General features: G+C 45.6%; 17 protein-coding genes. 11 read left to right on the top strand and 6 right to left on the bottom strand.

Annotated elements, in window-relative coordinates; translation table 11 throughout:
- The first annotated feature begins 62 nt into the window (after positions 1-62).
- The 6 genes from dnaE (at position 63) to DPF91_RS05695 (ending at position 7,791) form a co-directional block, all read left to right on the top strand.
- On the top strand, positions 63-3,542 hold the full coding sequence (dnaE, locus tag DPF91_RS05720; RefSeq protein ID WP_117233479.1) for a DNA polymerase III subunit alpha: 3,480 nt from the start codon (positions 63-65) through the stop codon (positions 3,540-3,542).
- 43 nt (positions 3,543-3,585) lie between these two features.
- Positions 3,586-4,545, top strand: a complete 960-nt coding sequence (gene accA / locus DPF91_RS05715; protein WP_117233478.1) for an acetyl-CoA carboxylase carboxyl transferase subunit alpha — start codon at positions 3,586-3,588, stop codon at positions 4,543-4,545.
- A 119-nt stretch (positions 4,546-4,664) separates the two neighbouring features.
- Positions 4,665-6,014 carry a tRNA lysidine(34) synthetase TilS gene (tilS, locus tag DPF91_RS05710; RefSeq protein WP_117233477.1) on the top strand — a complete coding sequence of 450 codons (1,350 nt, stop codon included), beginning with the start codon at positions 4,665-4,667 and terminating at the stop codon, positions 6,012-6,014.
- Positions 6,015-6,068: 54 nt separating this feature from the next.
- Complete coding sequence (locus DPF91_RS05705) at positions 6,069-6,383, top strand: c-type cytochrome (protein WP_117233476.1); 315 nt, start codon at positions 6,069-6,071, stop codon at positions 6,381-6,383.
- Positions 6,384-6,502: 119 nt separating this feature from the next.
- A complete protein-coding gene (glnB, locus tag DPF91_RS05700; RefSeq protein ID WP_117233475.1) occupies positions 6,503-6,841 on the top strand; it encodes a nitrogen regulatory protein P-II in 339 nt (112 codons plus the stop codon).
- A 110-nt stretch (positions 6,842-6,951) separates the two neighbouring features.
- The gene (locus DPF91_RS05695; protein ID WP_117233474.1) at positions 6,952-7,791 is read left to right on the top strand and encodes an endonuclease/exonuclease/phosphatase family protein; all 840 of its coding nucleotides are present in this window, start codon (positions 6,952-6,954) and stop codon (positions 7,789-7,791) included.
- Here DPF91_RS05695 and DPF91_RS05690 read toward each other — a convergent pair.
- A complete protein-coding gene (locus tag DPF91_RS05690) occupies positions 7,788-9,362 on the bottom strand; it encodes a LysM peptidoglycan-binding domain-containing protein (protein ID WP_117233473.1) in 1,575 nt (524 codons plus the stop codon). The genes DPF91_RS05695 and DPF91_RS05690 overlap by 4 nt on opposite strands.
- Positions 9,363-9,477: 115 nt before the next feature.
- Positions 9,478-10,236: a hydroxyacylglutathione hydrolase gene (gene gloB, locus DPF91_RS05685; RefSeq protein ID WP_117233472.1), complete on the bottom strand. Its 759-nt coding sequence runs from the start codon at positions 10,234-10,236 to the stop codon at positions 9,478-9,480.
- A gap of 62 nt (positions 10,237-10,298) precedes the next feature.
- Between gloB and DPF91_RS05680 the strand changes: the two genes are divergently transcribed.
- Positions 10,299-11,030: a class I SAM-dependent methyltransferase gene (locus DPF91_RS05680; RefSeq protein ID WP_117233471.1), complete on the top strand. Its 732-nt coding sequence runs from the start codon at positions 10,299-10,301 to the stop codon at positions 11,028-11,030.
- A 25-nt stretch (positions 11,031-11,055) separates the two neighbouring features.
- Here DPF91_RS05680 and rnhA read toward each other — a convergent pair whose 3' ends face one another.
- Complete coding sequence (gene rnhA, locus DPF91_RS05675) at positions 11,056-11,520, bottom strand: ribonuclease HI (protein WP_117233470.1); 465 nt, start codon at positions 11,518-11,520, stop codon at positions 11,056-11,058.
- A 69-nt stretch (positions 11,521-11,589) separates the two neighbouring features.
- On the opposite strand from rnhA, the gene dnaQ reads away from it, so the two are divergent.
- Positions 11,590-12,348: a DNA polymerase III subunit epsilon gene (dnaQ, locus tag DPF91_RS05670; protein ID WP_117233469.1), complete on the top strand. Its 759-nt coding sequence runs from the start codon at positions 11,590-11,592 to the stop codon at positions 12,346-12,348.
- Between the two features lie 119 nt (positions 12,349-12,467).
- Positions 12,468-13,706, top strand: a complete 1,239-nt coding sequence (locus tag DPF91_RS05665) for a TIGR03503 family protein (RefSeq protein WP_241033773.1) — start codon at positions 12,468-12,470, stop codon at positions 13,704-13,706.
- Between the two features lie 268 nt (positions 13,707-13,974).
- Here DPF91_RS05665 and fadE read toward each other — a convergent pair whose 3' ends face one another.
- Complete coding sequence (gene fadE, locus DPF91_RS05660) at positions 13,975-16,422, bottom strand: acyl-CoA dehydrogenase FadE (protein WP_117233467.1); 2,448 nt, start codon at positions 16,420-16,422, stop codon at positions 13,975-13,977.
- A 332-nt stretch (positions 16,423-16,754) separates the two neighbouring features.
- Between fadE and lpcA the strand changes: the two genes are divergently transcribed.
- On the top strand, positions 16,755-17,330 hold the full coding sequence (gene lpcA, locus DPF91_RS05655; RefSeq protein ID WP_117233466.1) for a D-sedoheptulose 7-phosphate isomerase: 576 nt from the start codon (positions 16,755-16,757) through the stop codon (positions 17,328-17,330).
- Between the two features lie 87 nt (positions 17,331-17,417).
- Entirely contained in the window at positions 17,418-18,263 is an 846-nt protein-coding gene (locus DPF91_RS05650) for a class II glutamine amidotransferase (protein WP_117233465.1), read from the top strand.
- 116 nt (positions 18,264-18,379) lie between these two features.
- Here DPF91_RS05650 and purN read toward each other — a convergent pair whose 3' ends face one another.
- Together purN and purM are read right to left on the bottom strand one after the other, a co-directional pair.
- Positions 18,380-19,018: a phosphoribosylglycinamide formyltransferase gene (purN, locus tag DPF91_RS05645; protein WP_117233464.1), complete on the bottom strand. Its 639-nt coding sequence runs from the start codon at positions 19,016-19,018 to the stop codon at positions 18,380-18,382.
- A 179-nt stretch (positions 19,019-19,197) separates the two neighbouring features.
- Positions 19,198-20,238, bottom strand: coding sequence for a phosphoribosylformylglycinamidine cyclo-ligase (gene purM, locus DPF91_RS05640; protein WP_117233463.1), 1,041 nt, complete (start codon positions 20,236-20,238; stop codon positions 19,198-19,200).
- Positions 20,239-20,374: the final 136 nt, after the last annotated feature.

The raw sequence follows: 20,374 nt of genomic DNA, 5'->3' as shown, positions 1-20,374 counted from the left end.
ATCACTTATAATCCTCATACATTTTAGTTTCAAATTGACCCTCCGTAGTTAGGTACTTTTTTATGTCCGATCCTAAGTTTATTCACCTTCGAGTTCACAGTGACTTCTCAATGGTTGATGGGCTTTCTAAAGTACCACCACTGGTAAAGAAAGTGGCGGAGCTAGGCATGCCTGCGATGGCGTTGACCGACTTTACCAACCTTTGTGGCTTGGTAAAGTTCTACGGCACAGCCCATGGCTGCGGTATCAAACCTATTATTGGTGCAGACTTTGCTATGCAATCGCCTGAGTTTGGTGAGCAACTTACTAAGCTAACAGTTCTAGCGACTAACAATACGGGTTATAACAACTTAACCTTATTGATCTCGAAAGCGTATTTACGTGGCCATGTTCAGCATCAGCCAGTGATAGATAAAGAGTGGCTAGTCGAACTTTCTGAAGGCTTGATTATCCTTTCAGGTGCTAAAGAGGGTGAAGTAGGGCAGGCGCTACTAAAAGGTAACAAATTACTGGTCGATCAATGTGTCGATTTTTACCAAACTCACTTCAAGGATAATTTTTATCTAGAGCTGATTCGCACTGGTCGAAGTGACGAAGAGAGCTACCTCCACTTTGCTCTAGAGCTCGCAGAGCAAGAAGAGCTGCCTGTCGTTGCCACCAACGAAGTGGTATTTATTGAAGAAGACTTATTCGAGGCTCATGAAATTCGTGTTGCGATTCATGATGGCTATACACTAGAAGACCCTCGTCGACCTAAAAAATACAGCGCACAACAGTATCTTCGTACTGAAGAAGAGATGTGTGAGCTGTTTGCCGATATCCCTGAAGCATTAGAGAACAGTGTTGAGATAGCAAAGCGTTGTAATGTTACAGTGCGCTTGGGTGAGTACTTCCTGCCAGCTTTCCCAACAGAGGGGATGGAAGAAACCGAATTCCTAGTGAAAAAATCAGAAGAGGGACTAGAGGATCGCCTAGAGTTTCTGTTCCCTGATGCTGAAGAGAGAGCAAAGCGTCGACCAGAGTATGACGAGCGTTTAAAGGTTGAGCTCGAAGTTATCAACAACATGGGTTTCCCAGGTTACTTCTTGATCGTAATGGAGTTCATCCAGTGGTCAAAAGATAACTTCATTCCTGTAGGTCCAGGCCGCGGTTCAGGTGCTGGTTCTTTGGTGGCTTACGCGTTGAAGATCACTGACCTTGACCCGCTTGAATATGACCTGCTATTCGAACGTTTCTTGAACCCAGAGCGTGTATCCATGCCCGATTTCGACGTCGATTTCTGCATGGATAAGCGTGACCAAGTGATTGACCACGTTGCAGAAATGTATGGTCGTGATGCGGTATCGCAGATCATTACTTTCGGTACTATGGCTGCTAAAGCGGTAATCCGCGACGTGGGCCGTGTGCTTGGCCACCCGTTTGGTTTTGTCGATCGTATCTCTAAGCTTGTGCCACCTGATCCAGGCATGACGCTAGAGAAAGCATTTAAGGCTGAGCCAGCACTACCTGAGCTATATGAGGCCGATGAAGAGGTCAAAGAGCTGATCGACAAATGTCGTATCCTCGAAGGCTGTACGCGAAACGCGGGTAAGCATGCGGGTGGTGTGGTTATCTCACCAACTACCATTACTGATTTTGCGCCTATCTACGCCGATGCGGAAGGCCACTTCCCAGTAACCCAGTTTGATAAGAATGACGTTGAAACCGCCGGCCTGGTTAAGTTTGACTTCCTTGGCCTTCGAACACTAACGATTATCGACTGGGCTCTAGGTTTGATTAACCCGCGTCTTGAACGTGAAGGTAAGTCGCCTGTAGCGATCGAGTCTATTCCATTAGAAGACCCAGCGTCATTCAATCTACTACAAAACTCTGAAACCACCGCGGTATTCCAGTTGGAATCGCGTGGTATGAAAGACTTGATTAAGCGACTTCAACCCGACTGTTTTGAAGATATTATCGCACTCGTAGCCTTGTTCCGTCCGGGTCCATTGCAATCGGGGATGGTAGATAACTTTATCGACCGTAAGCATGGTCGAGAGGCTGTATCGTACCCAGACGAAAAATGGCAGCACGAATCGCTTAAAGAGATTCTAGAACCAACTTACGGCATCATCCTGTATCAGGAGCAGGTAATGCAGATTGCCCAGGTACTGTCTGGTTACACCCTTGGTGGTGCAGACATGCTGCGTCGTGCAATGGGTAAGAAGAAGCCAGAAGAGATGGCCAAACAGCGAGCAACCTTTGAGGAAGGTGCGGTCGCTAACGGTGTTGATGGCGAGCTCGCGATGAAGATCTTCGACTTGGTAGAGAAGTTCGCCGGCTATGGTTTTAACAAGTCTCACTCGGCTGCCTATGCGCTTGTTTCTTACCAGACACTTTGGCTGAAGACTCACTACCCAGCAGAATTCATGGCAGCGGTAATGACCGCTGATATGGATAACACCGAGAAGGTTGTTGGCTTGGTTGATGAATGTATCCGGATGAAGATGAAATTACTTCCACCGGATATTAACTCAGGTTTGTACCGCTTCAATGTCGATGAAGATGGTGCGATTGTCTATGGTATCGGCGCGATCAAAGGGGTGGGTGAAGGTCCAATCGAAGCGATCATTGAAGCGCGTGAAAAAGGCGGCTACTTCAAAGACCTGTTTGATTTCTGTGCACGCATCGACCTGAAGCGTGTGAACAAGCGCGTTATCGAGAAATTGATTTTATCTGGTGCACTTGACCGTTTAGGCCCTCACCGCGCAGCGATGATGGCGTCACTTAATGATGCGGTTAAAGCTGCAAGTCAGCACAACCAAGCCGAAGCCTTTGGTCAAACGGATATGTTTGGTGTGTTAACTGATGCTCCTGAAGAGGTTGAACAAAAATATACTCAAGTACCTAAATGGCCTGAGAAGGTTTGGTTAGAGGGTGAACGTGAGACGCTTGGTCTTTATCTTACGGGTCACCCAGTTAACGCATACCTTAAAGAGCTGGATAAATACACCAGCTGTCGACTCAAAGACTCGACACCAACGCGTCGTGACCAAACGGTGACGGTAGCGGGACTTGTCATCGCCGCTCGCGTTATGACAACCAAGCGAGGAACGCGTATTGGTTTGATGTCGCTCGATGACCGCAGTGGCCGAATGGAAGTAATGCTGTTCTCTGACGCGTTAGAAAGGTATGCTGAACTGCTCGAAAAAGACAAAATTTTGGTCGTTTCTGGACAGGTCAGCTTTGATGACTTCAATGGTGGCCTTAAAATGTCGGCGCGTGAAGTCTTCGACTTAGGCTCAGCACGAGAAAAATATGCTCGTGGCCTATCGATTTCGATACAGTCATCTCAAATCGATGACACATTTTTCGAACGTTTTAGTCAAATATTAGCGCCACATAAAGCAGGAACCGTTCCTGTCAATGTATACTACCAACGTGAAGACGCGCGAGCGAAGTTGACGCTGGGTACTGAATGGCGTGTAACGCCGACCGATACATTGTTAGACGAATTAAAACTTCTACTTGGCAATAACCAAGTAGAACTCGAATTTAACTAATTCGGCTCCAAAGAGTGAGAGTCGAGTAACAAAGGATTCATAGATGAGCCTAAACTTTCTTGAATTTGAAAAGCCGATTGCGGAACTAGAAGCAAAAATTGAAGCACTACGTGACGTGTCACGCCACGGTGGTGATGCATCAATCGACTTAGATAAAGAAATTGAGCAGTTAGAAAAGAAAAGCCTAGAACTGAAGAAAAAAATCTTCAGCGACCTAGGTGCGTGGGAAACTGCACAATTGGCTCGTCACCCATTGCGTCCATACACGCTTGACTACGTAGAGCACGTATTTACGGAGTTTGAAGAGCTTGCGGGTGATCGTCATTACGCTGACGACAAAGCGATCGTTGGTGGTATTGCGCGTTTAGATGGTCGTCCTGTGATGATCATTGGTCACCAAAAAGGCCGCGAGACAAAAGAAAAAGTGGTTCGTAACTTTGGTATGCCAAAGCCAGAAGGTTACCGTAAAGCGCTGCGTCTAATGAAAATGGCTGAGCGTTTCAAGATGCCTGTAATTACGTTCATCGATACGGCGGGTGCATACCCAGGTGTTGGTGCAGAAGAACGCGGCCAATCAGAAGCAATTGCGACCAACCTGAAAGAGATGTCGAGCCTAAAAGTGCCAGTAATCTGTAACGTTGTAGGTGAGGGTGGCTCTGGTGGTGCTCTCGCTATTGGTGTTGGTGACTATGTGAATATGCTGCAATACTCAACCTATTCGGTAATCTCTCCAGAGGGTTGTGCATCTATCCTATGGCGTGATTCAGACAAAGCCCCACAAGCTGCAGAAGCTATGGGCCTTATCGCTCCACGTTTGAAAGAGCTAGAGCTAATCGATAACGTTATCGAAGAGCCGTTAGGTGGTGCTCACCGTGATTACGTAGCGATGGCTGCGAACATGAAAGAAACGCTACTGGCGCAACTTGCTGACCTAGAAGGTTTGAGCAACGACGACCTGCTAGAGCGCCGTTACCAGCGTCTAATGAGCTACGGCTACTGCTAATCGATAGCTTACTGCTAATTAAATAGCAGCATTAAGATAGATTTAATAAACTAAAGGCTAGTGAAAACTAGCCTTTTTTATTATCGAAAATAAAATGTTTCTTGCCGAACGGAAATCGAATGACCACATTAAATAACCACTTTAACAGCACAATTAAGCCAATGATTAAAGCCAACAGTAAACTGGTATTGGCTCTAAGTGGTGGTGTGGACTCTCGAGTTTTGCTTGAATTGCTTTCTGATTATAAGAATGAGAATCCGCATATCGAGTGTTTGGCAGTACATGTACACCATGGCTTGAGCGATAACGCAGAAACGTGGGCGAAAAGCTGTCAGCGATGGTGTGCAGAGCGCGAAGTCCCATTTGTACTTGAGCGAGTTCAGTTAGAGAGAAAAACAAGAACTAGCCTGGAAGAACAAGCACGTAATGCACGATATATGGCGTTAAGTAAACACCTTACACCGGATGATCTACTGCTGGTAGGGCAGCATCTTGATGACCAGTTGGAGACGTTTCTATTAGCGTTAAAGCGCGGCAGTGGTCCTAAAGGCTTGTCTGCGATGGCGCAAGTCAAAGCCTTTGGTCACGCGAATTTAGTACGCCCATTACTAGAAGTAAGACGTGCAGATATCGAATTTTTCGCACAATCGCGAGAACTCGACTGGGTGGAAGATGAGAGCAATCAAGACACGCGTTTTGACCGAAACTTCATTCGTCATCAGATAACCCCCGTTTTGACTGAACGTTGGCCCAATTTCCCTCAATCTGTGTCTCGCAGTGCACAGTTATGTGCAGAGCAAGAGCTGCTTCTCGAAGAACTATTGATGCCAATCTACCACTCTTCACTTCACAGTGATGGCAGCTTACTGCTGAATCAATTGGATACCTTTAGTCGGTTGAAGCTAAATCACATCATCCGTATGTGGTTTGCTGGTCTTGGAGCTGCAATGCCAAGTCGCAGTCAACTCAATAAGATTTACCAAGAAGTGATACATGCTACTCAAGACGCGAACCCTAAACTCCTCGTGCAAGGGCGAGAGGTTAGACGTTTTGAGCAGAGGCTGTACTTGGTTCCGCAATATAAAGATGTAGGCCAATGGCAGGGGAACCTGACTTTAGGTGAGACACTCGTCTTGCCTGACGGGCTTGGAGCAATTTCGATGTTTTGTGCCAAACAAGTCAACTTGGCTGATGATGAGGACGATGGGGTCGTTCTCCATTATTGCACACTCCCGGATACTGATATCTCGGTAAAAGTTGGCTTTGAACCTCAAGGCTTGTCAGCTGCGCCACAAGGACGCAGTGGCAGCCGGAAATTAAAGAAACTCTTTCAAGAATATTCAGTTCCTTCTTGGCTTAGAAGGCGAACACCAATCTTAAAATATAACGAGAATGTATTGGCTGTGACTGGATTATTTGTATCGAAACATTATCTCGGTCAAGAAATCGTATTAATCTGGCGCAGATAGAACTATTTCATGCCAAAATCGTAAGATATAAAAAAATAAACAAAGGGAAGCGCAATGAATAAACTAGTAATCGGAGCAATATTGGGGCTTGGCTTGATGAGCGGTCAAGCGATGGCAGCGGGCGATGCGGCAGCAGGTAAAGCAAAAGCGGCTATCTGTGCTGCTTGTCATGGTGCTGATGGTATCGCGGTCATCCCTGGGTACCCAAACCTTAAAGGTCAAAACGAACAGTACCTAGTTACCTCGATGAAAGCCTACAAAGATAAGCAGCGAAACGGCGGCTTAGCCGCTGTGATGCAGGCTCAAGCGTCCATGCTAAGTGACGATGATATCAATAATCTAGCGGCTTATTACTCGAGTTTGAAATAGTCTCACTTTTACAATTTAAGAGCCCAGAAAGCATTCTTCTGGGCTTTATTGTATTGAATGTTCATAGCGCCTCAATCATAATATTCGCCATAACAAGACACACTGATTAAGGGATGAGAATGAAAAAGATTGAAGCGATTATTAAGCCATTTAAGCTTGATGATGTTCGCGAGTCACTTGCTGAAGTTGGCATTACAGGGATGACGGTATCTGAAGTGAAGGGCTTTGGTCGCCAAAAAGGCCATACAGAGCTTTACCGTGGTGCTGAGTACATGGTGGACTTCTTGCCAAAAGTGAAGCTAGAGATCGTTGTTTCGGAAGACGTAGTAGATCAGTGTGTTGATACCATTGTTGAAACGGCTCAAACAGGCAAGATTGGTGATGGTAAGATCTTCATTACTGACGTTGAGCGTGTTGTTCGTATTCGTACTGGTGAAGAAGACGAAGACGCGATTTAATTGCCGTTCTCTGTACTATGATTTGTTGTATTATTGAAAAGGAGCTTAGGCTCCTTTTTCTGTTTTAGAAACACCTTTTTCTTTTTAGCTGCAATGGTTTAGGGGGATAGATGAAGAAGTGGAAAACTAAGCTAGCGGTAGTTGCATTATTAGTAGGTACAGCAGCTTGCGGTTACCATTCAATTTTTACTATCCCTGATAGCCCAACCCTTGTGAGTGATGGTGTCGCTTCTTTGCAATGCAAGCAGTTCGATAGCCAGATGGTATTGGACAACGAAGGTCATATCGAGCTTGTGGTGTGGAATATTTACAAGCAGCAGAATGAAGGCTGGAAAGAAGCCTTAAATGATTATAGCCAAAGTGCTCAATTGTTGGTGCTTCAAGAGTCGAGCCTTACTCCAGAGCTACAATCATGGATAGTGAACCATGAGTGGCACAGCCAGCAAGTCGAGGCGTTCAAGGCTTTTGATACCACAGCTGGCGTTCTGACTTTATCTAACGCCACACCACTTGAGGCTTGCGCTTATCTTCAGCGTGAGCCGTGGCTGCAGCTCCCTAAGTCATCGTTGTATACCCTATATAAACTCAGTAATGGACAAGATCTTGCGGTGATTAATATCCATGCAGTGAACTTCACCATTGGAACTGAAGAATATGAGCAACAGCTTAAGCAAGGTTACGAAGCTCTTAAGGCTCATCAAGGCCCGATAATCTTTGCAGGGGACTTTAATAGTTGGAGTGATGCGAGAGTGGCAGCGATGCAATCATCGCTAGAGAAGCTGGGCTTACAAGAAGTACGTTTCACTCCCGATAATCGCACTGAGTTCGTCACCGGCTTGCCGCTTGATCATGCCTATATTCGTGGGCTAATGGTAGAAACAGCAGAGGCACCATTGTCAGGTGCCTCCGATCATAATCCATTGTTGATATCGTTAAAGTTAAAGGACTAAACGCTTACCTTAGTTACATCAACATAGAGCTTAAGCTTTTGGCCTGGCTGAAGGTACTTCTTCTGATTTAAGCCATTCCATTTCACAATGTCTGAACTTCTTACCTTGAACTTACTTGCGATACCGCTAATGGTGTCGCCATTGCGCACGTTGTAGTGCACAGTTCTAATAATGGCGCCGTCGCTACTGTTTTTCCAGATGACCAAATTTTGGCCAATGCGTAGTGTGTCTTTTGGCCCCATACCATTCCATTTTGCTAGTGACTGATGAGAGACCTTGTTCGCTCGTGCGATACTCCAAAGGCTGTCTCCATTTTGCACCGTGTGCGTCAGTTTGAACTTACCACGAGCTTTGGATTGCGTTTTTTCTAAGCGGTTGGTTGCGCTCAGTGCATACGCTTTTTCATCCTGGGTAGAAGTTGGGATCATTAGGTACTGGCCAATACGAATGTTGTTATTGGTCATACCGTTGGCATTACGAATGACTTGCGATGTCGTATTGTGGTTTTGTGCTAATACACTAATTGAATCGCCAGCCTCGACTTTGTACCGTACCAGTTTGACGCCTTTACCACGATTTTCCTCTGCTGCCTTGTTGAATGTGTCAACTTGGCTAAGCGGAATTAAGAAGTGGTAAGGGCCTTGCGGTGAGGTTGCCCACTGGTTGTAAGCAGGGTTATAGCTTTGAAGCTCTTTTACCGAGATATCGGCGTATTTAGCTGCAATGGCTAGGTCAAGCTGCTCTTTCGGGTCGACTTTGGCTAACACGGGCTTGTTAGGAATTGCTGGGATCTCAATGCCGTATTTCTCTTGGTTGGCAACGATGTCCGCAAGCGCCAGTAATTTTGGTACGTAAGCGCTGGTTTCTTTAGGCAGGTCAAGTGAGAAGAAATCTATTGGTTTACCGACCTTTTGGTTCTTTTTGATTGCACGGGAAACGCGACCACTTCCACTATTGTAAGAGCCGATCGCATGATTCCAGTTACCATCGAATCGTTTGCCTAGGTAGGTCAAGTAGTCGAGAGCAGCATCAGTGGCTGCATCAACATCACGGCGGCCGTCATACCAGAAGTCTTGTTCTAAGCCATACATTTTTCCGGTGCCAGGAATGAACTGCCAAAGTCCTGCTGCGCTGCCGTGTGAGTATGCGAAAGCATCAAAAGAGCTTTCAACCACGGGAAGTAGAGCAATCTCAAGCGGCATACCACGCTCTTCTACTTTCTCTGTGATTAAATATAGGAAAGGTTCTGCACGCTTTGAAACGGTACGCAGGTGGCTTGGGTGCTTTAGATACCAAGTGCGGTAGTAGTCGACGGTTTTGTGGTCTGGTACCTCAAGCTCAAGCTGCATAGCAATACGTTGCCAAACATCTTCTTGCTCTTGTGGTGTCGACTCCACAGGTTCAGCCGTGACTGTCTGATCGCTTTGACTCGGTGTTTGTACTTTGTCTTGGGTTTGTTCTTGTTCTTTTGGCGTATTGGTAGAAACCGTGCCTTGGTCCGTTGTGTCTTGCTGGGTTAATTGACAACCTGTCAGTAACAGGGCAACTGCCCAACTGTATTTCAGTTTCATTAATACGCCTATCTTGATGTGTGTTTGCTGCTCGTCGGTATTATTTTATATCGTTATAAAACCTGGCGAGTTAAGCATCATACTTTCCTTGTATAATCTAACAACAAGCAAAGTGTTAAAATTCGTTCTTCCACTCTCGGAGAGCAGTAAATACTGACAACTCATCGGTACTCGAAGTGCGATTATTGACAGATTTCATCACTTCCGGCTCTGCAACACGCAGGAATGGGTTAATCCATTTTTCTTTCTGTAGCGTTGAGGGGATCGTCGACTTGTTTGCTGCTCTCAGTCTATTTACTTCATCGCGATAGTCACGCAGTTGACTATTATTGGGTTCAACCGCCATCGCAAACGCTAAGTTGCTCGCGGTGTACTCATGCGCGCAATAAATCTCAGTTTCTGCCGGAAGACGCATCAGCTTTTGCAGAGAGTGATACATCTGCTCTGCTGTTCCTTCAAAAACGCGACCACACCCTGCAGAAAAAAGCACATCACCACAGAATAGTTTACCATCACCGACATAGCCAATATGGCCATGCGTATGTCCAGGTAGGTCAAGAATCATGAAGCGCTCACCAAAAATCTCAATCTGTTCACCGCCTTCGACGGAGTGCGTTAAGCTTGGGACAGCATCGTGTTTAGGCCCAATAACGTTGATCTTTGGTTGATAACGAAGAAGCTCAGAAATGCCACCGATGTGATCATTATGGTGGTGAGTCACAAGAATCGCATCTAGTGTTAAATTGTGCTCTTCTAAGAACTGAATCACAGGTTTTGCATCACCTGGGTCAACAACGACGCAGTGGTTCTCATCATTGCAGATGAGCCAGATGTAATTGTCATTAAATGCAGGTATGCTTTTGATTACTAACATTGTTTGTTAATCCTTCAAATGTTGGGTAATACTTTAGTGATTGTAAAGCTAGAAGGTAATGGATGAAGCCAGCAGCGAGTACACGCAAGTTCGAACAGCCACACTCATGGTCTCAGTTAAAGAATGGAGATTGGATAGCTCAATCTATTCAAACCCGTTTAGATGAGTGGTGCCCCAAACTTTTTGGCTACCACATGCTCAAGCTGGGTGGCTTGAGTTGTGAAATATCTAGCTGTACGTGCAATATTCCACATCAAGTCAATTTAGACCAGTTTAATTTGCTGCACAACGTTATTGCTGACCCGTATGAGCTCCCGTTTGTTGAAAAAAGCTTCGATACAGTACTTATTTCCCATCAACTGGAATATATGAATGACCCACACCGGATACTTCGAGAAGTGGATAGGGTGATGGTGGATGACGGTTATTTGATTATTACTGGCTTTAATCCACTGAGCTTTATGGGGCTATCGAGTTTGATGCCATGGCGTAAGAATAATTTGCCTTGGAGTGGGCGAATGTTTACCCCTAACCGGATTAAAGATTGGTTAGGGTTGTTGAACTATCAAGTCGTGCACTGCGATAAGTATGCACTCTTTCCTATGCAGAAATACCAAACCTTTTGGACATGGTTAGAAGGGGGGTTAGGGGATTGGGCAAGCCCTATGGGAAGTCTCTACTTCATCGTGGCAAGAAAGCGCACTTATCCGTTGAAGCCAATCAAACCTCATTGGAAACTGAAGCGTAAGCTGTCTCCAGTGAGTGTGAATTATAAGATAGATCCTAGATCCTAGATCAATAGAATCTAGGAACTCAGTATTAGGAGCTGACGTATCCTGTATCTTCTTCGGTTGGGTTTTCTGCTGCGGTGCGAGCCAGTTCATCACACATTTCGTTTTCACGGTGACCTGCGTGGCCCTTGACCCAGCGCCAGTCAACTTGGTGGCGTGCCGTTTCTTTATCGAGTGCTTTCCATAGGTCGGCATTCTTTACCGGTTTTTTATCGGCGGTTTTCCAATCGCGCTTTTTCCAGTTATGTATCCATTGAGTGATGCCTTGGCGTACATACTGGCTATCAGTAGTAAGAATTACGTGACATGGCTCTTTGAGGGTTTGCAAAGCAACAACTGCAGCCAACATCTCCATACGGTTATTCGTCGTGAGTGTGTAGCCTTTTGCGAGAGTTTTCTCGGTCGATTTATAGCGCAGTACGATGCCGTAACCACCAGGGCCGGGGTTACCAAGACACGAACCGTCTGTGAAAATTTCAACTTGTTTTGTCATGATTTGATATTATAGCGAGATTATCGTTTTTATTCGTTCAACGATCATTAGTCTGACACAGATTTCAATATGAATACCAGTAGCAATTCAACTCAGAACCAAGCCGCAGCCGATGAACATCGTCGTATCATTGTTCTCGATACCGAAACCACAGGTATGAACCGTGAAGGTGGCCCACACTACCAAGGACACCGCATTATCGAAATCGGTGCCGTGGAGATCATCAACCGCAAGCTGACCGGTCGTCACTTCCATGTTTACATAAAGCCGGATCGAGAAATTCAACCTGATGCGATTGAAGTTCACGGTATTACGGATGAATTCTTGGTTGATAAGCCGGAATACAAAGAGGTTCACAAAGAATTTCTTGAATTCATCGACGGCGCAGAACTTGTTGCCCACAACGCGCCCTTCGACGTCGGCTTTATGGATCATGAATTCAGCATGCTGGATTCAAGCATTGGGACCACGGCAGAACACTGTAAAGTGACCGATACCTTGGCAATGGCCAAGCGTATGCCAAATATGCCGGCAAGAAAGAATCTTGATTCACTCGCAAAACACTACATGATCGATATCTCAGCACGTGTTCTCCACGGGGCTTTGCTCGATGCTGAAATCTTGGCGGATGTTTACCTAGCGATGACCGGTGGGCAAACATCACTGCAGTTTAGTGGTAGTAATGCCGAATCTGGTGGTGTTGAGGGTATTCGACGAGTTGAAGGACGAAAAGCTCTAAAGGTTTTACGGGCTTCTGCCGATGAATTAGTAGCGCACGAAGATCGTTTAGATATCGTGGCAAAGAGTGGAGCTTGTCTCTGGCGTTGATCATCGATTAATGACGAGGAAGCGATAGTAGGAATTAGGGGCTGTTGACCCAGTTGTAAAAGGAAATGTCGTTAGTGAGAATTGATCAGCTCTCAAAGGTCTGGGTTTATCTAGCGACCTTGTTAATTTCTATTGTTGCCTCAATCGACGCCGCTGTTGCTAACACCTCAAATACGGTATCCCTGCTTGATAACCGTTTTAGAGTCGATCCTTCTATTTCGCAAATTACCTTCGTTGTTTATCGTGCCAAGCGTTCCCAGCCTGTTGTTCTCGTTCGTCCAGATGGCGTGAAGTATTATGCTTGGCGCTCACCTGAAAACGTCAGTTGGTACGAAGAATCAGGGATGGATATTATCTCTATCGATGATCCTATGCCTGGCCCATGGCAAGCGGTGGGTAAGGTTACCCCAAAGAACAACATTAAACTCATTTCTCACATTACCCTTGAAGGCGACAATTTCCCTAATCGTGTTTACCAAGGGGAGGTGATGAAGTTTACCGCTCGCCTTAAATCTAACGATAAGCCACTGGTGGACAGGGATTTTCTCGACCGCGTAAACCTCAATGTGACATTTACCAAATACGTTGAGAACGAAGAGTCATTGATAAAAGAAGCTCGCCCACTTCCACAGGTCATTGGAAACTTTGCTGATGACGGACAAGGTTTAGATGAAGTTGCTGGTGACGGCGTGTTCACTGTCGAGCTACCTATTTCAGTGAATCCAGGGAAATATCGAGTTCGTATTACTTCTGGAAACGGAGTGTTCCTACGCGCAATAGAGCAGGTGGCCCTGGTTTATCCTTCACCAATGACCAAGACCTTTATTCAATCCCGAAAATCTGAACAACCTCATCAACTTATTGTCTCTGGCGAGGAGGGTATGATTGAACCAGGTTCAATCTTAGTTTCTGCTCAGCTAGAAGCGCCTGATGGGTATATCGATTATGGGCAAGGTCAGGCTACTTCTGATTCTTTAAAGGCAAATACCGAACTAACTAGTGTTTCAGAGCCGGGGATTTATCGCTGGCATGGTAGCATCAATGCAACCGATAGAAGCAATCAGCGTGATTTGTTTTTCCCGATTGCAGAGCAAAGCTTCAGTATTATATCGGCAATTGATCTGGTTGAGACCCAACGCCAACAAGAAGAAGCGTTGGAGCGCAAACGACGAGAGCTTGAAAAGCAACGCATCCTCGCTGAACGTGAAGCCTCAAATAAACACACTGTTATTATTATTGTGGCGGTTAACCTGATTATTATGCTACTCGGTATTGTATCTTGGTTGGTGGCTCGCAAACTGAAGAGTCGAAAGCAAGCTATGCCTGAGATGCAGCTAGAGATGCCAAAGAATAAGTAAGCTCAGCTCGGGATAATTGAAGCCATTCAGCACAGCTTCTTAAGTGACTAACTTCTTTAAAATCAACACAATAGGCAAGCTGTTGACTTGTGACTTTGCCTTGTTTTGCATCTTAATTAACTGCACTGACTGATGGGTTAAACTATGCTTATGAAAATATTAGCTTTTTAGACTTTCTTATACCGAGCTGAGGTTAAGTAGCGTTGAGACAAAAAAGAGGGATGGCTTAAGCCATCCCTATGATATTTCAGCTCTTCATCAATGATTTTTATGCGACGTTATCCATTACAGGGAGTGTTTTCTTCGCTGCAAGTACTTGTGGATCAAAGTCATCAACATTGATGGTATAAAGTCGTTGTTTTTCTGCTTCAATCAGTTGTTTGGCTTCATCGACTGTGAGAATGCCTTCATCTAGACCAAGCTGAGCTACCTTATCTAGATTAGTGAACGGACGCTTTTGACCTAGTGATTGACATACCTTGTTGAACAGGGGCTCAACACTCAAAATTGTGTGCAGTGCCTGCTCAATCAAACCAACAGGGTTGTGCTCTGATGGTTCGAGATACTGATGTTGACCCAAGCGTGTACGCGTTGCATTAGGAGATTGGAGTATCTGTGCTACTTGGCTATCCAGTTTGTCGCTTGGTGCTGTGTTGATACGACCAAATGGCATCAACAAGACTCTTAACACTTTACCTAGCGCAGGGATTGGGAAGTTGGCTAGAAACTCGTCAATCGCAACCTCAGTCTGTTTGATACTGTCTTGCATTCCCCAATGAACCAACGGTAAATCTTCAATCTGACGACCATCATCGTTATAACGTTTTAGCGTCGCCGAACTCAAGTAAAGCTGACTCAAAATGTCACCTAGTCGAGCAGATAAACGTTCTTTACGTTTGAGTGAGCCACCTAATATCGCCATTGAAATATCAGACAGCAATGCCAGATTGGCACTGTAGCGATTGAGCTTTTGATAGTAACGACGCGTCGCGTCTTTCGTTGGAGCTTGGCAACCTCGTCCGTCAGTTAGGCCAAACCAGATACTGCGAACTAGATTACTTAGTGTGAAACCAATGTGGCCAGACAGAGCTTGGTCAAATTGTTCCAACCCTTCGCTTTGGTTTTCATTGTGAGCCGCCGCCATCTCTTTTAGTACGTATGGGTGACAGCGAATTGCTCCCTGACCATAGATGATCATTGAACGGGTAAGTATGTTGGCTCCTTCTACGGTAATCGCAATGGGTGAGCCTTGGTATCCACGAGCCAAGAAGTTCGAAGGACCCAGACAGATGCCTTTACCGCCAACGATATCCATTGCATCAATCACGCCGCGTTGACTTCGGTGAGTACAGTGATATTTAACAATGGCAGAGATAACCGATGGTTTTTCACCAAGGTCGATACCTGTAACGGTCAGGGCACTCGCAGCATCCATGACGTAGGCATTACCGCCAATACGAGCGAGAGGTTCTTCGATCCCTTCCATATGGCCAATTGGCTGTTTGAACTGGCGACGAATACGAGCGTATGCCCCTGTTGCCAGAGCAGCAGTTTTTAGTCCACCTGTTGAGTTAGATGGTAAGGTGATGCCTCGTCCAACAGAAAGACACTCAACAAGCATGCGCCAACCCTGCCCAGCCATTTTCTGTCCACCGATAATGAAGTCGATAGGCACAAACAAATCTTTTGCTCGTGTTGGACCATTTTGGAACGGAACGTTGAGTGGGAAATGGCGGTTACCGATCTCTACACCGGGTAGGTGAGTTGGAATAAGGGCACAGGTGATGCCAAGCTCTTCCTTATCCCCTAGTAGACCTTCCGGATCGCGCAGTTTGAATGCAAGACCAAGTACTGTCGCCACTGGGGCAAGGGTGATGTAGCGTTTGTTCCAGGTAATTCGCATCCCTAGTACTTCTTTACCTTCCCATTCGCCCTTGCAAACTACACCGTAATCCGGGATAGAGCCTGCATCTGAGCCAGCCTCTGGGCTTGTTAATGCGAAACAAGGTATTTCCTTACCTTCGGCTAAACGAGGTAGATAGTAATCTTGTTGTTCAGGTGTGCCGTAATGCTGAAGAAGTTCACCTGGGCCAAGTGAGTTCGGTACCCCCACAGTGGACGAAAGCAGTGCAGATACGCCGGTTAGTTTTTGTAGAACAACGGATTGCGCATAGGCAGAGAATTCTAGGCCGCCATACTTTTTCTTAATGATCATAGCGAAGAATTTGTGATCTTTTAGGTATTGCCAAACCTCTGGTGGTAGGTCGGCGAGTTCATGAGTTGCTTGGAAATCATTTACCATGCCGCATACATGGTGGACAGGCCCGTCGATAAAGGCCTGTTCTTCGGCACTGAGCGTCGGTTTACGAATTGCGTGTAGGTTTTCCCACTCAGGTTTGCCTTTGAACAGCTCTGCTTCCCACCATACTGTACCAGCCTCCAGTGCCTCTTTTTCTGTTTGCGACATAGGTGGCAGAACTTTTCGGAACCCTGTAAAAGCTTTCTGAGTTAAAAGGGTTTGTCGGATGTGCGGAATACACAACAAGGTAATGGCAAGCCCATGTACCAACCAAGCCGTAATACCTGAGCTACCGAATAGTGTAAGAGCAGCGAGTAGTGTTGTGAGCATAGCAACCGTGTTCCATAGCCTTACTCGATGGTACAAGCAGGCCGCGATTAACCCAAAGTATGCGACCAGCGAAAAAATGATGTCCATAGTTCTATTTCCTTTTGCGACCTATTTATAGTTATAGGTTTATACGTTGGTAAGAGGTCTAACCAGTTAAATTATAACCAGGGTGTTAAAAAAATGTAAATTTCACAATGTGAATTCGGTGATCTGAGTAGAGTTATTACTTCAAGTTGAAATCAGAATACTTGGATGAAATATCACCAATTAAAGATGTTAGGTATGCTGTATCGAACTAAAATCCATATAGTTTGAGCTTAACTATCGACACCCAAAACAGAATATGGGTAAACTCAAAGCATAACGTGAAAACTGGCAGTGCCATCAGAATCAGCGCGGCCTCAACAAGAGATAAAGATATGTATCAAGACCTTATTAAGAGTGAACTAACGGAAGCTGCTGATGTACTCAACAAGTTCCTAAATGATGACCACAATATTGCGCAGATCGAAGCGGCAGCGAAGTTGATTGCAGATTCTTTTAAACAAGAGGGCAAAGTTTTGTCTTGTGGTAATGGTGGTTCTCACTGTGACGCGATGCATTTCGCTGAAGAGTTAACAGGTCGTTACCGTGAAAATCGCCCTGGATATGCTGGTATCGCGATCTCTGATCCAAGCCATCTGTCGTGTGTGAGTAACGATTTCGGCTATGATTTTGTGTTCTCTCGCTACGTAGAGGCAGTAGGTCGTAAAGGTGATGTACTGTTCGGTCTGTCTACTTCTGGCAACTCAGGCAACATCTTGAAAGCGATTGAAGCTGCACAAGCGAAAGGTATGAAAACTATCGCGCTGACAGGTAAAGATGGCGGTAAGATGGCTGGCTGTGCTGATATCGAGATTCGTGTTCCTCACTTTGGTTATGCAGACCGCATTCAAGAAATCCATATTAAGATCATCCATATCATCATTCAGCTAGTTGAGAAAGAGATGGAATAATCAGGAGCGATAAGCTTACTGGTCCGAAGGCGTAATATTGCGCCTTCAAACGAATAAAATGGTTTACGTTAAGGAGTAAGTTAAACCGTGTGTGAATTGCTTGGTATGAGTGCAAATGTCCCAACAGACATTTGTTTTAGTTTTACCGGTCTAATGCAGCGTGGGGGCAATACTGGGCCACACCGTGATGGCTGGGGGATTACCTTTTATGAAGGGAAGGGCTTTCGTACGTTTAAAGACCCTAAGCCGAGCAGTGAATCAAAAATAGCTGAGCTGGTTCAAAACTATCCGATCAAAAGTTGTGCGGTGGTCAGTCATATCAGACAAGCTAACCGTGGTGGGGTGAACCTCGAAAATACGCATCCATTTACTCGAGAGTTATGGGGACGTTACTGGACCTTTGCACATAACGGGCAACTGACCGGTTATCAAGACTTAGACACTGGCCGTCATCGTCCAGTTGGCCAGACCGACAGTGAAATCTCATTCTGTTGGCTTCTTAAGCAACTTGAAGACCGCTATCCTGAACCGCCTCAGGACCTTGCTGGTATGTTCCGATTCGTCGCTGAATGTTGTGATCAGTTAAAAGAGATGGGTGTGTTTAACATGCTGCTGAGTGATGGTGAGTATGTCATGACCTACTGTACCAACCATCTTTATTGGATCACGCGTCGAGCGCCTTTTGGTAAGGCGAGCCTGATTGACGAAGACGTTGAAATTAACTTCCAAGAAGAGACCACGCCCAATGACGTTGTGTCTGTGATTGCAACGCAGCCTTTGACTGATAACGAAACATGGGGCCGAATGAAGCCTGGTGAGTTTGCATTGTTCCATTTCGGTGAGTTGATTGATGGCAATGCTGATGAGTTAACAGACATTGACTTTGCTCCAGCGAAAGTCGCCAGCCAAGCACCAACTGAGCCATTAGAATAGTACCCGTCAAAAAAGCAGAGCCAGGTTGACTCTGCTTTTCACTAATCTATTCTTAGCTCTCTAGCTCTCTAGCTCTCTAGCTCTCTAGCTCTCTAGCTCTCTAGCTCTCTAGCTCTCTAGCTCTCTGCGTATCCTGCTTCGCCGAGCTTATTCCCATCAAGATAAGCGTGGTTGCCTTGCATCGACAGTCTATCTTGCACAAACCACTTCACCACTAGCGGGTAAATCTTATGCTCTTGAGTCTGCACGCGCGCCGTTAATGTTTGCGCATCGTCTTCTTCAAACACCGGTACCTTTGCTTGAAGAATGACCGGGCCGCCATCGAGCTCTTCTGTTACAAAGTGGACGCTGGTGCCGTGCTCTTCGTCACCGGCATCGATCGCTTTTTGGTGTGTATCCAAACCAGGGTACTTTGGCAATAGAGAAGGGTGGATGTTAATCATGCGGCCGAGATAATGACGGACGAAGTTATTACTTAGAATGCGCATGTAGCCAGCAAGTACAATTAGGTCCGGCTGGTGCTGGTCGATCTGCTTCATTAGCTCCTGGTCAAAGTCTTCGCGAGAGTTAAATTGCTTAGGGTCAACAAAGTACCCAGAGATCTGTGCATCTTGAGCGCGAGTTAAGCCATAAGCCTGTTGCTTATTTGAAAAAACAGCACTGATTTTCGCGTTTGGTACAGAGTCACCACAGGCATCAATGATTGCTTGAAGGTTACTGCCATTACCTGAGATTAATACTACGATATTTTTCATGAGGTGAATCCGTTTACGTCGGTGGAGCGATTCATGTTGTAGGCAAGAACTGTAGCCTGCCTGCGAACTATAATTTACTTACGAAATATAAGGTTTTCTAGGAGCCAGATAGCAGAATGAGGACACTAGGTCCTCATTCAAAGCAGGTCAGTTGACCTATATGTTAGCTGTGATAGCGATTAGTTGATTTCAACTTGCTCTTCGCCCGCTTCAGCATTAGCAATTTCACCAATAACCCAAGCGTTCTCGCCTTCTGCTTTTAGCAACTCAACCGCTGCTTCAGCTTGATCTTTTGGAAGTGCAACCACAAGGCCTACACCACAGTTAAAGGTACGGTACATTTCGAATGTCTCAACGTTACCTTTTTCTTGTAGCCAGTTGAAGATTGCAGGCCATTCCCAGCTCTTACCATCGATAACGGCTTTAGTGCCCTCTGGAAGTACGCGAGGAATGTTTTCCCAGAAACCACCACCTGTGATGTGAGAGATAGCATGGATGTCATGCGCTTCAATCATCTTAAGTGCTGATTTGATGTAAATCTTTGTTGGTTCAAGTAGGTGTTCACCGATAGTACGACCTTCTAGAACTTCGCTCTTATCCGCACCAGATACTTCAAGTACTTTGCGGATCAGAGAGTAACCGTTTGAGTGTGGGCCACTTGAACCTACAGCGATTAGTGCGTCGCCTGCCGCTACTTTAGTACCGTCGATGATGTTTGCTTTTTCTACAACACCAACACAGAAACCAGCTACGTCGTAATCTTCGCCTTCGTACATACCAGGCATTTCTGCTGTTTCACCACCAATCAGAGCACAGCCAGATTGAACACAGCCTTCAGCGATACCCGATACAACGTCTGCAGCTGTATCAACGTCTAGTTTGCCCGTTGCATAGTAATCTAGGAAGAATAGTGGTTCTGCACCTTGTACGATCAGGTCATTGACACACATTGCTACTAGGTCGATACCAATGGTGTCGTGCTTTTTCATATCCAAAGCAAGGCGAAGCTTAGTACCTACGCCGTCAGTACCTGATACCAGTACCGGCTCTTTATATTTCGTTGGAAGTTCACAAAGGGCACCAAAGCCACCAATACCACCCATAACTTCAGGGCGACGAGTGCGTTTTACTGCACCTTTAATACGGTCTACTAGTGCGTTACCTGCATCAATATCAACACCAGCGTCTTTGTAGCTTAGAGAAGAGTTGTTTCCGCTCACGGGGTAGTCCTCGGTCTTAAGTTGGATGTGAAAACGGCGCTATTCTAACAGGGCTTACTATTTTAGAGCAAACGTTTGCGTAAGTTTTTTTATCTGTCAATTTCCCCTGAAAAACCCATAAAAAGTATGTATAATT

The sequence above is a fragment of the Vibrio maerlii genome (assembly GCF_003415655.1).
In the GTDB taxonomy this organism is placed as follows: domain Bacteria; phylum Pseudomonadota; class Gammaproteobacteria; order Enterobacterales; family Vibrionaceae; genus Vibrio; species Vibrio maerlii.
Note: the sequence above shows the minus strand (reverse complement) of the source record. Positions and strands in the feature narration are given on the sequence as shown.